General features: G+C 35.9%; 14 protein-coding genes. 13 read left to right on the forward strand and 1 reads right to left on the reverse strand.

What is annotated here, in order from left to right; genetic code table 11:
• Positions 1–179: 179 nt before the first annotated feature.
• Complete coding sequence (locus tag O1A01_RS12040) at positions 180–1169, forward strand: C40 family peptidase (RefSeq protein WP_066412656.1); 990 nt, start codon at positions 180–182, stop codon at positions 1167–1169.
• A gap of 78 nt (positions 1170–1247) precedes the next feature.
• On the opposite strand, the gene O1A01_RS12045 is transcribed toward O1A01_RS12040, so the two are convergent.
• Positions 1248–1433, reverse strand: a complete 186-nt coding sequence (locus tag O1A01_RS12045) for a DUF5370 family protein (RefSeq protein ID WP_066412660.1) — start codon at positions 1431–1433, stop codon at positions 1248–1250.
• Positions 1434–2062: 629 nt separating this feature from the next.
• On the opposite strand from O1A01_RS12045, the gene O1A01_RS12050 reads away from it, so the two are divergent.
• The 12 genes from O1A01_RS12050 to hutG all read left to right on the forward strand — a co-directional run bounded on the left by O1A01_RS12050 (position 2063) and on the right by hutG (position 14438).
• Positions 2063–4105, forward strand: a complete 2043-nt coding sequence (locus O1A01_RS12050; RefSeq protein ID WP_066412665.1) for a hypothetical protein — start codon at positions 2063–2065, stop codon at positions 4103–4105.
• 1 nt (position 4106) lies between these two features.
• Entirely contained in the window at positions 4107–4733 is a 627-nt protein-coding gene (locus O1A01_RS12055; RefSeq protein ID WP_066412666.1) for a class I SAM-dependent methyltransferase, read from the forward strand.
• A gap of 1 nt (position 4734) precedes the next feature.
• On the forward strand, positions 4735–4998 hold the full coding sequence (locus O1A01_RS12060) for a hypothetical protein (RefSeq protein ID WP_066412667.1): 264 nt from the start codon (positions 4735–4737) through the stop codon (positions 4996–4998).
• A 132-nt stretch (positions 4999–5130) separates the two neighbouring features.
• A complete protein-coding gene (locus tag O1A01_RS12065) occupies positions 5131–5655 on the forward strand; it encodes an RNA polymerase sigma factor (RefSeq protein ID WP_066412669.1) in 525 nt (174 codons plus the stop codon).
• The gene (locus O1A01_RS12070) at positions 5639–6877 is read left to right on the forward strand and encodes a hypothetical protein (RefSeq protein ID WP_066412670.1); all 1239 of its coding nucleotides are present in this window, start codon (positions 5639–5641) and stop codon (positions 6875–6877) included. The genes O1A01_RS12065 and O1A01_RS12070 overlap by 17 nt, the downstream gene beginning before the upstream one ends.
• A 115-nt stretch (positions 6878–6992) precedes the next feature.
• Entirely contained in the window at positions 6993–7778 is a 786-nt protein-coding gene (locus tag O1A01_RS12075; protein WP_066412672.1) for an SDR family oxidoreductase, read from the forward strand.
• Between the two features lie 29 nt (positions 7779–7807).
• Positions 7808–8425 carry a hypothetical protein gene (locus tag O1A01_RS12080; RefSeq protein WP_066412674.1) on the forward strand — a complete coding sequence of 206 codons (618 nt, stop codon included), beginning with the start codon at positions 7808–7810 and terminating at the stop codon, positions 8423–8425.
• A gap of 87 nt (positions 8426–8512) precedes the next feature.
• On the forward strand, positions 8513–8950 hold the full coding sequence (gene hutP / locus O1A01_RS12085) for a histidine utilization transcription antiterminator HutP (RefSeq protein WP_066412675.1): 438 nt from the start codon (positions 8513–8515) through the stop codon (positions 8948–8950).
• A 106-nt stretch (positions 8951–9056) separates the two neighbouring features.
• A complete protein-coding gene (hutH, locus tag O1A01_RS12090) occupies positions 9057–10550 on the forward strand; it encodes a histidine ammonia-lyase (RefSeq protein ID WP_066412678.1) in 1494 nt (497 codons plus the stop codon).
• A gap of 9 nt (positions 10551–10559) precedes the next feature.
• Positions 10560–12227, forward strand: a complete 1668-nt coding sequence (hutU, locus tag O1A01_RS12095; RefSeq protein WP_270066330.1) for a urocanate hydratase — start codon at positions 10560–10562, stop codon at positions 12225–12227.
• Positions 12227–13486 carry an imidazolonepropionase gene (hutI, locus tag O1A01_RS12100; RefSeq protein ID WP_066412682.1) on the forward strand — a complete coding sequence of 420 codons (1260 nt, stop codon included), beginning with the start codon at positions 12227–12229 and terminating at the stop codon, positions 13484–13486. Before hutU ends, hutI begins: the two co-directional genes overlap by 1 nt.
• Positions 13476–14438 (forward strand): formimidoylglutamase, encoded by a 963-nt coding sequence (gene hutG / locus O1A01_RS12105; RefSeq protein ID WP_425319488.1) that lies wholly within the window; start codon positions 13476–13478, stop codon positions 14436–14438. The genes hutI and hutG overlap by 11 nt, the downstream gene beginning before the upstream one ends.
• Position 14439 lies beyond the last annotated feature (1 nt).

Raw genomic sequence — 14439 nt, forward strand, 5'->3', positions numbered from 1 at the left:
ATTATAACAATCGCATTATTTTTCTAACTATTATTAATTTATTCTCTTGGACGTTTATAGGACGCGGTTTCAACGTTATTACCAATTATTAGTACAGTATTTTTTTAATCTTTCATGCTAACATAGTTGTTGGAGTTAAGTGAACGAAAAAAACTTTCTATGTTAGGAGAATGCACAACATGAAAAAAACGATAATCGTAGGTACGTTAGCAGCAACTTTCCTTTTTTCAAATCAAGCTTTTGCTTCTGACTACACTGTTAAATCTGGTGATTCTCTTTGGAAAATAGCAAACGATCATTCTGTTACAATTAATCAGTTGCGAAATTGGAACCAATTAAATACTGACACAATTTTTCCAGGTCAAACGATAAAAACTTCTACAACAACAAACTCTACATCAACTAATAATTCTACAAAGCAATATACGATAAAGTCAGGTGACTCTCTATCTGTTATTGCACGTGATCATAATACGTCGGTCTCCAGTTTATTAAATTTAAACCCTTCTATACAAAGTGAACATCGTATTTTTGTTGGACAAGTAATACAAGTACCGGCAAATAATACAGCTACACCTACTAACACGGCTCGTCCTACTGGCACTACGTACACAATTAAAAGTGGTGATTCCTTAACTGTAGTCGCTAAAAATCACGGTGTTACGTATCAATCTTTATTAGCGGCAAATCCTAAAATAACTGATCCGAACCGAGTGTTTGTTGGACAAGTTATACAACTGCCATCTGGAACACAGCAAGCAACTGCAGTCTCTACACCAGTATCAACTTGGCAAGAAAAAGCGGATGTCATTATCAATAGCGGAAGAAAATATGTCGGGGCAACGTATTTATTCGGAGCGGCAACTACTAGAACGGATGCATTTGATTGTTCGTCCTTTACAGTAAGAGTATTTAGTGAAAATGGAATTACATTACCACGTACTTCTGGTCAACAAGCAAACGCTGGTACTGAAATTCCACTTTCTCAAATAAGAAAAGGGGACTTAGTATTCTTTGATACGACTGGAAATGGTGTCATTAACCACGTATCAATCGTAGTAGATTCTAACACGTTATTACATGCAGCTACCTCTACTGGTGTAGCATTTTCTAACTACAGTAACTACTGGAAACCACGCGCAGTGAAAGCAGTACGTGTCATTCAGTAATAAAAAAGGGCAGTCCTAAAAGTTAGTACAAACTGACTTTTAGGACTTTTTTTGTTGGTTATCCTAAGAATTTTTAGGTTACATTTTTTCTAAATATGCATCAATTACATTTTCAATTTGTTCTGAACTTGGCTGATTCCCTTCAAATTGAAAGGGAAGCTCGCTAATAAATTGTCCTTTTTTATATACATGAACAGCTCCTTTTTGTTGGACAACGCTGTACTCTGTTTCGAATACATAACCATCTCTCTCTGTTGCTCCCATTCAGTCTCCTCCTTCCTACTAAATCAAATTTTCATAAGTCAATGAGGGAAGTTATCTGTCACTTCCCTAACTTGTTAGTTGAACTTAATATAGTTTCAGCCAAAAGGCGGAGTATCTTTCATCGTGAAGTAGGAAATAAATGTAGTGTATTGGATGAAAGAAAACCATTCTTCCGTTCGTTTTAGTAAAGATGGAAAGATTCTATACTAATGATAAGAAGAAAATAAAGTTCATGGAAGGTGAAAATTATGCTATCCATTCTATTCGGTATTAAAAAGAAATCCCGTAAACGCGGGGGAGAAAATATAGATGAAGTAAAACGTGATATTTATTTAAAATTGCTTTACTTTTATCGACAATAAAATGAATGTAACGGCAAGTATTCTTATTTTAAGAAGCTTGCTTTTTTTTGATTATAGGAAAGTAAATTTTTATACTCATAGAATGTTAGATGCCATTATATAAAAATGTTTGCTTGTATAGTCGCATAAGAAAAACTAACGCAGCTCGCTTCGTTGCAACGACTCGCGAACATCGAGTTTTTCTAACAAATTTCTCCCAAAAAATAGTGAAAAATGATACAATATTTTTAAACAGTAAAAAAATTCCGATTAATAAGGGTGGCCTATATGCAGGAGGATTTACTTAATATAAATGAAATTTTAAATGGAAATAAAGAAAAATTTACATATTATGTGGAGCTTTACCAAGATCGTCTATATGCAATAGCATATCGAATGGTCAATGATAAAGAGGAAGCGAGAATATTAGTTGAAGGAAGTTTTCAATATGTGTATGAACAGCTTCCGACGTATAATGAAGAAGAAACGTTTACATCTTGGTTTTTCAAAATAACGATTCCACATTTATTTAATCGCATTACTTATAAAGGAAATAGGACAGAACATATTCCGTTTCATTCGTTAACTTTTCCAGAACAAAAAGTGTTGCTACTACATTTCGTTTTAGCAATGGATGAGAGCAATATAGCAACAGTTTTACATTTTTCGATTAGTGAGGTAGAAAGATATTTAACCGAAGCTAAAGAAAAGCTACGTGGAACGATTACAGCAAAAAGTCAAGCTGAGGATTGTATAAAAGTAGATAAGCTTTTTATGTTCTATAAACAGGATCTTTCTGACGAAGAAAATACAATCATCAAAGATCATTTAGAGTTTTGTCCAGCTTGCCGTGAAATATTAACTACATTCGAAAAGGAAGATAAACAACTAATTGAATTTCTGAATCAACCTTTCCTTCCTGATTCCTTCGCGGACGAAGTGGTAGAAGGGCTTAGTGCTTATACAAAAAACAATAAAAAAAGAAGATCTTGGAAATATCAAATTGTGACATCCACTATTTTGTTAGCTGTCGTCTTACTAGGAATGTTCGTCGTTCCGAAGCTTTCCCCTGTATATACGGCCGTATCAAACTATATTAAACATGGAGAAATGTACAATGTTTGGGATGAAGGGACGTATACGTTTACGGATAAAGAAATAACGTTAGAAATAACGGGGATAGATATAAGCCCTAGCAATATTGCCTTACATTACAAAGTAGAATCGGAAAAATCGTTTGGAACGTACGGTTATGATTCTATTATTGACATTTGGGATAACAGAATCGTTCAAATAAAAACAGGGGACCGAGTTCAATTTGTCGATATGGTTATGCCGATGTTTCATAGTACAACAGCAGAAAATGAAGATACACTTTATTTTTCTTTAAATCAATTAGGCGAAATACCAGATGAATTCGAAATATTATTAAATATTCGTAGAATTGCAGGATATCCTGGTTCGTGGGACATACAAATTCCTGTTAATTATGCAAAAGCAAATATAAACGTTGAAACTGTTGAAATAAATGAAACAATTACGTTGGATGATGTTGGCCAATTCGAAATTAAAAAGTTTGAAAGAACGGATATCGAAAGTAAACTAACAATGTTCGTGGCGCTATCGGAAGAAGAAAGAAAAAGGAAAACAGAGCAATTTAGAGAAATAGCTGGAATCGAAGCAGATATGTACTATTTAATGCCTCATCTCGAATTTGAAGTAGTAACGGAAAATGGTGATCCACTAGTAGGGTATTATAGCAATTATTTTGAGCCGCAATTTACCGAAGATGGATTTATATTTGAATTTGATTTTATGAATATATTAAGAGATAGAGAGAGTTTCGAAAAAATAGGAAACCTAGATCCGAAAGAACCTATATATTTTGAATTTATTTCAATTAACAAAATGGAACCTGCCCAAATTGACATACCTATAAAGCTAGAAGAAGGGATTTACGATGTTAATTTTAAATATGATGATATAGAGATTAATACAGTGGAAGTAATAATGGATAATAGTCAACATGTGGATTTTGTATACCCTAAAATATTGTTAAAAGGAAGCAAACCTTTAAAGACAGAATACTTTTTCCATTGGAATGCTGTTGATGAAGAGGATAATTACTTAGATAATTTTCATGTTGGTGGGTATGGCTATCATATGGAGGGAGATGAGGGCACGGAAATTGTTCAGGAACTTGAACTCTATCCAGACTTTTCAAAGGAACTACCAGAAACGTTTATTTTAAAAGCGACAGATGTAAGAAAATCCATTCAACCAACCGAACAAATAAGAATTCCGTTGTACAAGGGAGAAGTGGTGAATTGATATGTCTTATCAACAAATAAAAGAAAAACTGTCAAAAGCGTACAATGAAAAAGCGGTGGAGCGAGAAGTGAGTAAAATGGATGAATGGAAAGTTCAAGAAAGAGATATTTTTCTTTCTTTTCTAAACAATAGTGACAAATTGTTAGAAATCGGTGCTGGGACTGGAAAAGATGGGCTATTTTTTAAAGGGAGAGGACATGAGGTAACTTGCATTGATTTATCACCTGAAATGGTTAAAATTTGTAGTAATAAAGGGTTAGATGCATATGAAATGTCATTTGATGATTTGCGGTTTTCTGACCATTCATTTAGTGCGATTTGGGCGATGAATTGTCTACTACATGTTCCAAAAGAGGAATTAGTAAACGTTCTGAAAGAGATTAAAAGAGTACTAAAGCCTGGGGGTCACTTTTTTTGGGGTGTATACGGTGGACATGATTTTGAAGGGATATGGGAACACGATTCATATGAACCGAAACGATTTTTTTCCTTTTTCTCCGAAGAAAAGGTCAAACAATTAGGTGGTAACTATTTTGAGCTCGTTTCGTTTCGAACATTAACATCTGAACAAATAAATAATCCGGACTTGCAATTTCAAGCAATGGTTTGGAAAAAGGAAAGTTTTTAGAATGAAGTTGATCGCAAAAAGTATTATACTTTCCCTTCTTCTACATATCGTCCTAGTAATTAGTTTTGTTTGTTACGGCTTATGGCAAACTTGGAGCCATAAACCAGATTTATATAACAATCAAAATGTAACGATACTACAACAAGAAGTTGCCTTCGGATATACAGTTTCACCAATGTTTTTCATCATAACTTTTGTAGTTAGTACGTTGAGCTTCGTTTTCATAATAAAACTATCCAACCTAATAAAATTAAAACTTATTTAAATCGATGTAATTGTACATCGATTTTTCTTTTACTAATTAATTAATCCATTTCTCTTGTCGATCTTTTTTGTGTGACCGAACATTAATTTAAACCGTCTAAATAGTAACGAAAAAAAGAAAGGGGGATTTGTTTTGCTTGATGCTAAAAAAAGAGAAGTAGAAGAATGGTATACGCTATATAGCGAAAGCATATTCAAATATATTTTTATGATGACGCATGATTATCAGCAAGCAGAAGATTTAACACAAGAAACTTTTGTAAAAGTATTTGTTCATTATGATTCGTTTCACAGAAATTCAAGCCCGAAAACTTGGATCTATCGGATTGCTCATAATGTAACAGTTGATGCTCAGCGAAAAAAGAAGCCATTATTAAAAGTAAAAGAATTTTTTCAATCTGCAGATCCAAAACCGTTACCAGAAGAGGTTGTAACGATTCGTGAAAGTTCAGTAGAACTGTTTCAGTTATTACAAAAGTTAAAGTCAAATTATCGAGAAGTAATTGTTTTTAGAAAAGTAAAAGGACTTTCAACGAAAGAAACAGCTGAAATTTTACAATGGTCAGAAAGCAAAGTGAAAATGACACTAAACAGAGCATTAACTGCATTGGAAAAAGAAATGGAAAAGGAGGGTTATAAATATGAAAAATTTATTTAATGATCAAGACTTTCAACAACTAAATGAAGATATTAACTGGAATAAAAACCGCCAAGAATTAATTCGTCAAAACTTATTTCAAAAGGCACGTAAAATCGAGAAAAAAAGTAAAGCATATCATTATTTAATGGTGACAGCGAGCGTTACTTTGTTCTTCATAGCTGTTTTTATTGGGTCCCAATTTTTGTTTAACAAAGATAACGAACAAATTAATCCTCCGGTAGTTTCTGATGAACAAGAGCACCTAGAAGAAAAGGATAACAATGATCAAGAAGAAGTGGAAAATAATGAAGAAGAATTAAATGAAGAACTAGATGAAAGTACGGAAGATAGTAGTAAAGAAGAAGAACAAAACCAAAATGAAAATGAAATAGACAGCGTTGTTTATAAAGGGATATACGATGAAAGTAAGCAATATTTTTCAGTAGCAATGTCAGACGACAATGCGATGTACACTATACCAGTAACTATTCCTTCTATTAATTTAGAATCATTGGATAATCTAAATTTCCATGCAGATCCAATGCTAAAGGAATATTTACTAGAAAATTATCTTATCGTACCAGCACGAAGCGATATCCCACTACAAAGCTATCATTATGATGAAGAAAATAAACATGTATCACTATATTTTAATAAACAAGATCTAATTAATGTTCAAGGTTCTACCGGAATGATGTTAGCTGGATATGCTTTTCATGTATATGCGAGGCAAATAGTACCGGAAGCAGAATATTTTACGGTTTTCGAAGATGATAAGCCATTTATGGATAGTCACGGTGGCTCACACGAACATGTTACAATTGTTCGCAATAATGTTTACACACCAGTTAACACTGGAAAGCAAATATTTTTAAAGGAAGAAACTAATGTTTATGAAACAGTGGAGCAATATATTGAAAGTTTCCTTTCGCTCCATGATAGACCGGACTTACCTGAAGCTACCGTTGATTTAAGTATGTTTTCGTTATCATATACCGGCTATTCGGGTAACTCAATAGAAATTAAAATAACTGGAGAAGTGGGGAATATGACAGAGACGGAAAGAGCTAATTTACAGACTTTAATTTCGCACGGTATTGGTTTGACGATATTTCATTCGCCACATTATTTTTCAGAACGTGTTAATGAGGCAACAATTTTTTTAAATGATGAAGTTATTTTTGACGGGAGTTTAGATGCAATTCAAATAAACGTAATTGACGTTGATTTACAATCATAATTTTTTAGGAGGGCGGTCTATGAATAGATCGCCTAAATTATTTAAAGGAACTCTTCCATCTCATGTGCTAAAATAATAATATGGAAAATTAAATACATGATAGGGTGGGATAGAAATGGAACTTAATTTAGAAGGTAAGTCTGCTTTAGTTATTGCGTCAAGTCAAGGATTAGGAAGAGCGATTGCAACTTCATTTGTAAAAGAAGGAGTAAACGTAGTCCTTGCTAGCCGCAATGAAGAAAAATTAATAGAAACAATGGATGAACTAAAGGTTTTAAACAAAGGAAGCGTTACATACATAAAGACAGATATTACAAAAACAGAAGACATAAAAAAAGCGGTACAATACACAGTTGAACAGAATGGTACGATTGATATATTAATTAATAACGCAGGGGGACCACCCGCTGGAACGTTTGAGCAAATGGATGATGAACAGTGGCAAAATGCATTTGAATTAAATCTATTAAGCTATATTCGCTTAATTCGGGAAGCATTACCATACTTAAAGAATCAAGGTGGGAAAATTATTAATATTGCTTCTTCGTCCATCAAAGAACCTATTCAAGGATTAATTTTGTCTAACACTTTCCGTACAGGCATTGTCGGACTTTCAAAATCACTTGCAACTGAGCTTGCCCCTCACAATATTTTAATCAATACCGTTGCACTAGGGAGAATTGCGACAGATCGGGTAGCGCATTTAGATAGTGTTAGTGCAGAGCGACAAGGTATTTCAATAGAAGAAGTCGAGAAAAAAGCGAAAGCAAACATTCCTTTAGGCCGGTATGGACATCCTGATGAGTTTGCAAAAGTTGTAACTTTTTTAGCTTCTGATGCGAATAGTTACATGACGGGGAGTTCTTTCTTAGTTGATGGTGGTATGATTAAATCGATATAACTATATTAGAAAGTTGGTATTTTTTATAAATGAATGTTAAAAGACTTATAGCTATCATCTTTGGTGGATTACTTATCGGATTTTTACTAGGAGTTTTAAACGTCCAAGTAGATTATTGGATGTTCGTTTTTTTAGTGTTTATCGCGTTCTTATTATTTTCATATCGTGATGTACGTTATATGTTTTTATCAAGAGATGTTGAAAAAATAGAAAAATATTTACAAAAGAAGTCAGTAGAACCTTACTATGACTTTATCCTACAACTAGCTAATAAAGATATGAGTGAAGCTAAAAAAGCGTTAGAAAAATTAGAAGAGAAATGGAAGAAGAAAGAGCGAACAGCGGTCTTTCGAGCAAATTATTATTTATATATGAAAGATTGGAAGTTATTAAAAGAAGAAATAACGTTTATTCCACAAGAGGAATTTAAACATTATTTCCTGGCGGCGATAGCGATAGAAGAAAAAAATGAATCGAACTTTGTCCATTCCATTCAGCACATTCGTAAAGATTGGATGAAACTGTCCCTAGAAGCGGAAAAAGCAAAAAAAGCAAAAAATAAAGTACTTGCAGATCAAAAACAATTAGAGGCATTACGTGCAACAAAAGGGATTCAATATTATATTTTGTCCAAGTCATTTGACTAAGAGAGTCCTTGACAATAGAGCTTAGCTACCTTTAAACTGAAGGTAGTCATTAGTTATTAGAAAATTTATAACGTTTGGAGAAATGATATGGTACTTGCTGTTGATAAAAGAATTGGTAAACATGCCATTCTATTAGTACTTCAATCAGAAGCGGAAGAATCTATTTCATTACCACCACATTGGAAATATTGTACGGGTAAGGTAGGGGCAATGGATTCTCAGAAAGTCGTTTCCGCTATTGAAACGGCAGCAAAGAGAGAAGGTATTATCCGAACGAACGGATATAGAGAAACACATGCGTTATATCACGCAATAATGGATGCGTTAAGTGGTGTAACACGTGGTCAAGTACAGTTAGGGTCGTTAATGCGAACGGTTGGACTTCGCTTTGCAATTGTGCGTGGTAATCCATATGAGGAAATGGAAGAAGGAGATTGGATTGCCGTTGCGTTGTATGGAACAATTGGAGCGCCGGTTCGAGGATCAGAGCACGAAACGATAGGTTTAGGAATTAATCACATGTAAATATTGTTGCCCATAGATATTGATCATTAGGGGGCTGTACCTTTTACTAGTTTAAAAGGTATAGCCTCCTTTTGCTATTTTTAGGGCTATAAAGGGGTGGAGAACTTTGGTTACGTTAACTGGTAATCATCTGTCGTTAAAACAGTTAGACAACATACTATTTAAAAAAGAAAAGGTAAAAGCATGTACGGAAGCACTTTCTAGAGTTGCAGCTAGTAGAAAAAAAGTAGAACAAATAACTGAAGAAGGAAAAGTAGTGTACGGTATTACAACTGGATTTGGTAAGTTTAGTGATGTATTCATTCCAAGTGAACAAACGGAAGAATTACAACGTCATTTAATTCATTCTCATGCTTGTGGTGTAGGAGAACCATTTCATCCTGCTATAAGTAAAGCGATGGTAGTGTTACGAGCAAATGCACTATTAAAAGGCTACTCAGGAATACGCCCTTCAGTTATTGAGAGATTGTTATTTTATGTTAATGAAGACATAATACCGGTTGTTCCTCAACAAGGGTCACTTGGTGCAAGTGGAGATTTAGCCCCACTTTCTCATTTAGCTTTAACTCTTCTTGGGGAGGGTGAAGTGTATTATGAAGGTGAAAGAATAGCAACAGCAGTAGTTCTAAGTAAACTTGGAATAACTCCAATTGTTCTTGGAGCGAAAGAAGGATTAGCGCTTATAAATGGTACACAAGCAATGACAGCTGTCGGTGTTGTCGCGTACTTAGAGGCAGAAAAAATCGCCATGCAGGCAGAGAAAATCGCTTCCCTTACGATGGAAGGTTTAAATGGAATTATCGATGCATTTGACCCAGATGTTCATAGAGTAAGAGGATATCGTGAGCAGGAAGAAGTAGCTGCTAGAATGCTAGAACTATTAGAGGGCAGTCAATTAGTAACAAAGCAAGGTGAAAAGCGTGTCCAGGATGCGTATTCCTTGCGTTGTATTCCACAAGTTCACGGGGCTAGCTGGCAAGTTTTAAATTATGTAAAAGAAAAGCTAGAAATAGAAATAAATGCAGCAACAGATAATCCGTTAATATTTGAAGACAAAATTATATCTGGTGGAAATTTCCACGGGCAACCAATCGCACTAGCGATGGATTTTTTGAAAATAGGAGTGGCAGAATTAGCGAACATTTCCGAAAGACGAATTGAAAGACTCGTCAACCCACAATTAAATGACTTACCGCCTTTTTTAAGTCCAAAGCCTGGTTTGCAATCCGGGGCAATGATTATGCAATATTGTGCTGCATCACTAGTGTCGGAAAATAAAACGTTAGCGCATCCAGCGAGTGTCGATTCTATTCCGTCGTCAGCCAACCAAGAAGACCATGTTAGTATGGGAACGATTGCTGCAAGGCATGCGTATCAAATTATCCAAAATGTTCGACGGGTACTAGCAATTGAATATATTTGTGCATTACAAGCTGTAGAATATCGTGGCGTTGAATACGCATCTCCAAACATGCAAAAGTGGTATCAAAATGGGAGGAATATCGTACCTTCTATAACAGAAGACCGCATTTTTTCTAAAGATATAGAAGCATTAGCTCAATTGATGAAAGAAGAATGTGAAGAAACGATAAAAAATTGAAAAGGGGTTATGAAAATGGGAGAAAAAATAATTAGAGCACCACGTGGTACGGAGTTAAATACGAAGGGATGGATTCAAGAAGCTGCTTTAAGAATGCTAATGAATAATTTAGATCCAGAAGTGGCAGAAAATCCTAGTGATCTCGTTGTGTATGGGGGAATTGGAAAGGCAGCTCGAAACTGGGAAAGCTTTGAGAGTATTGTTTCTAGTTTAAAAGAATTAGAGGACGATGAAACGCTTTTAGTTCAATCTGGTAAGCCAGTTGCTATTTTTAAGAGTCATAAGGACGCACCGAAAGTGTTGATTGCCAACTCAAATTTAGTTCCAAAATGGGCCAATTGGGAGCATTTTCATGAGTTAGATAAAAAGGGGCTAATGATGTATGGCCAAATGACAGCTGGTAGCTGGATATATATTGGTACTCAAGGGATTCTACAAGGAACATATGAAACGTTTGCAGAAGCTGCGAAACAACATTTTAACAACACATTAAAAGGAACGGTTACACTAACAGCTGGACTTGGAGGAATGGGTGGAGCTCAACCGTTAGCAGTAACGATGAATGGTGGGGTAGTAATTGGTATTGACGTTGACGAAGAAAGAATTCAGCGTCGTATTGATACTAGATATTGTGATGTATTGCTTCATAGTTTAGATGAGGCGTTAGCAAAAGCAGAAGAGTACAAAAATCGTAGAGAACCCTTATCTATCGGTCTTGTTGGAAATGCAGCAGAAATTTTGCCACAGTTAGTGGAGAGAGGATTTACCCCAGACATTTTAACAGACCAAACGTCCGCCCATGACCCATTAAATGGTTACGTTCCGATTGGTTATTCACTTGTAGAAGCAAATAAGTTACGCTTGGAAAATCCGGAAGAATACGTTAAACAATCGAAGAAAAGCATGGCGATACATGTACAAGCGATGATTGATATGCAAAATAAAGGTGCAATTACGTTTGATTACGGAAATAACATTCGCCAAGTAGCCTTTGATGAAGGTGTACAGGACGCATTCCAATTCCCTGGCTTCGTACCAGCATACATTCGCCAACAATTTTGTGAAGGGAAGGGGCCATTCCGTTGGGTTGCACTATCAGGTGACCCAGAAGATATATATATAACGGACGAAGTTATTTTACGAGAGTTTTCTTATAATACACATTTATGTAATTGGATTAAAATGGCGCGAGAAAAAGTAGCATTTCAAGGCTTACCTTCACGTATTTGCTGGTTAGGCTATGGGGAGAGAGCCCGTTTTGGCAAAATAATTAATGATATGGTTGCAAGCGGAGAGTTAAAAGCTCCCATCGTAATCGGCCGTGATCATTTAGATTGTGGCTCCGTTGCATCTCCTAATCGGGAAACAGAAGGAATGTTAGATGGTAGTGATGCAGTGGCGGATTGGCCAATTTTAAATGCGTTAATTAATGGAGTGAATGGTGCTAGTTGGGTTTCTGTACACCATGGTGGTGGAGTAGGTATGGGGTATTCTCTTCATGCAGGGATGGTTATTGTCGCAGATGGTACAGATGATGCAGCGAAACGATTAGAGCGTGTTTTAACTTCTGACCCAGGAATGGGAGTCGTACGACATGTCGATGCAGGGTACTCAAAAGCGGTAGAGGTTGCTAAAGAACGTGGCGTTCATATTCCGATGTTGAAGGAGGATGTATAATGCTAGATTCTCTATTAATAAATTGTAGTCAGTTGTTAACGATGGATCACGGTCACGATCATCAAGTGCACGGGGAGGAAATGAGTAAGCTTCCCCTAATAGAAAATGGAGCGATTGGATGGAAAGATGGAGTCATTCAATTTGTTGGTACGACAGCAGAGGCTCTAAATTTGAAGAGTAAAAAAGTGATAGATTGTAGTGGAAAGCTAGTATCTCCAGGACTAGTTGACCCCCATACACATTTAGTTTTTGGAGGTTCAAGGGAACACGAAATGTCTTTAAAACAGCAAGGAGTACCATATTTAGAAATCTTACAGCAAGGTGGAGGAATTCTTTCAACTGTAGAAGCAACACGCAAAGCTAGTTTTGAGAATTTACTAGAAAAAGCTAGTTTTCATCTAGAAAGACTGATTAGTTATGGAATTACAACGGTAGAGGCAAAGAGTGGATACGGTTTAGATCTAGATACAGAGTTAAAGCAGCTACAAGTTGCGAAACAATTAGCGGAGGAATATGAAATAGACATCCCGAGAACATTTCTAGGGGCACATGCTATTCCAAACGAATATAAAGGAAAGTCAGAGGAGTTTTTACAGTTAATGAAACAAATGTTTCAGAAGCTAAAAGAAGAAGATTTAGCAGAATTTGTTGATATATTTTGTGAGGAAGCTGTATTCAACGTAGAGCAGTCAGCCCGATACTTAGCTTCTGCAAAAGAAGCTGGATTCAAATTGAAAATACATGCAGATGAAATTGTCTCTTTAGGAGGTACAGAGTTAGCAATCGAACTTGGAGCAATTTCAGCAGATCATTTAATTGCTGCATCTGATAGAGCTGTTAAAGAGTTAGGTAATTCTGAAGTAATAGCTGTCTTACTTCCTGGTACGACATTTTATTTAAATAAAGAAGGTTACGCTCGCGGAAGGGAAATGATTGATAACGGTACCGCGGTTGCACTAGCGACAGATTTTAATCCGGGTAGCTCTCCTACCGAAAACATTCAACTAATTATGAACTTAGCAATGCTAAAGTTAAAGCTCACGCCAGAAGAAATTTGGAATGCTGTCACGATTAATTCTGCACATGCTATTAATCGTGGGAGTAGTGCAGGCGCATTAAAAGTAGGACGTAAAGCAAATGTAGTTGTATGGAATGCGCCAAACTATTTATATGTTCCTTATCATTACGGGGTAAACCACACGAATACAGTTTATTTAAACGGAGAAGAAGTAGCGAAAGGTGGGGCCTATGTTGGATAAGGAAACGTTTATTCAAAAAGCTGGCAGTCCACTGTTTACAGATCGCTACTACAAAAAAGCAGCTTCTCTGTTACAGGAGTGGAATGGCATAGAGGAGATAAAAGGAACAGCCGTTATTGGTGTTCCTTTATCCAAGCCATCTATTAGTCATTCTGGGGCATGCTTCACTCCTGCTACTGTAAGAAAACTTTTTCACAACTATTCAACATATGCAGTAGAGACTAGAGAAGACCTGCAATCTAGTAAACTTACCGATTGTGGAGATGTGCTCATGCATGCAACAGATATAAAAGAAAGCTATCGCCGCATTGAACAAAGTATAGAGAAGCTAATTAGGGAAAATCCGTCCCTACACCCTATTTTTATAGGTGGGGATCATTCTATTACTTATTCGCTAGTAAAAGGAATGAGTAACGCAAAGGCCGGTACAATTGGTGTTATTCAATTTGATGCACATCATGACTTAAGAAATACGGAAGATGGTGGGCCAACTAATGGTACACCATTCAATAGGTTACTTTCGGATGAAGTCCTTCAAGGTGCCCACCTAGTACAAGTGGGGATTCGAAACTACTCTAATAGCGAATATTATCATCAATTTGCTCTTGAGAAAGGTATTCGTATTTCTACGATGAAAGATGTTCAAGAAAAAGGGATATTGTGTGTTATAGAAGAATCGCTGGAATATTTACAAGGCAAAGTGGATCATATTTACATCTCAGTTGACATGGATGTACTCGACCAAGCATACGCTCCAGGTTGTCCAGCATTAGGTCCCGGAGGCATGACTTCTCGTGAATTGTTAGAAGCTGTATATAAGGTAGCTCAACACGATAAAGTGTGTGGAATAGATATTGTAGAAATAGATCCAACAATCGATTTTCGGGATATGACGAGTCGTGTAGCGGTTCACGTTATGCTAGAGTATTTACGAGGAATCGATATTTCATAGT

This window comes from Sutcliffiella sp. NC1, assembly GCF_027594365.1.
Taxonomy (GTDB): domain Bacteria; phylum Bacillota; class Bacilli; order Bacillales; family Bacillaceae_I; genus Sutcliffiella; species Sutcliffiella cohnii.

Bases quoted from the DNA above. Each gene is read 5' to 3' on its own strand.
- O1A01_RS12040 (WP_066412656.1), top strand. From the start codon at position 180: ATGAAAAAAACGATAATCGTAGGTACGTTAGCAGCAACTTTCCTTTTT.
- O1A01_RS12045 (WP_066412660.1), bottom strand. From the start codon at position 1,433: ATGGGAGCAACAGAGAGAGATGGTTATGTATTCGAAACAGAGTACAGC.
- O1A01_RS12050 (WP_066412665.1), top strand. From the start codon at position 2,063: ATGCAGGAGGATTTACTTAATATAAATGAAATTTTAAATGGAAATAAA.
- O1A01_RS12055 (WP_066412666.1), top strand. From the start codon at position 4,107: ATGTCTTATCAACAAATAAAAGAAAAACTGTCAAAAGCGTACAATGAA.
- O1A01_RS12060 (WP_066412667.1), top strand. From the start codon at position 4,735: ATGAAGTTGATCGCAAAAAGTATTATACTTTCCCTTCTTCTACATATC.
- O1A01_RS12070 (WP_066412670.1), top strand. From the start codon at position 5,639: ATGAAAAATTTATTTAATGATCAAGACTTTCAACAACTAAATGAAGAT.
- O1A01_RS12075 (WP_066412672.1), top strand. From the start codon at position 6,993: ATGGAACTTAATTTAGAAGGTAAGTCTGCTTTAGTTATTGCGTCAAGT.
- O1A01_RS12080 (WP_066412674.1), top strand. From the start codon at position 7,808: ATGAATGTTAAAAGACTTATAGCTATCATCTTTGGTGGATTACTTATC.
- hutP (WP_066412675.1), top strand. From the start codon at position 8,513: ATGGTACTTGCTGTTGATAAAAGAATTGGTAAACATGCCATTCTATTA.
- hutU (WP_270066330.1), top strand. From the start codon at position 10,560: ATGAAAATGGGAGAAAAAATAATTAGAGCACCACGTGGTACGGAGTTA.
- hutI (WP_066412682.1), top strand. From the start codon at position 12,227: ATGCTAGATTCTCTATTAATAAATTGTAGTCAGTTGTTAACGATGGAT.
- hutG (WP_425319488.1), top strand. From the start codon at position 13,476: ATGTTGGATAAGGAAACGTTTATTCAAAAAGCTGGCAGTCCACTGTTT.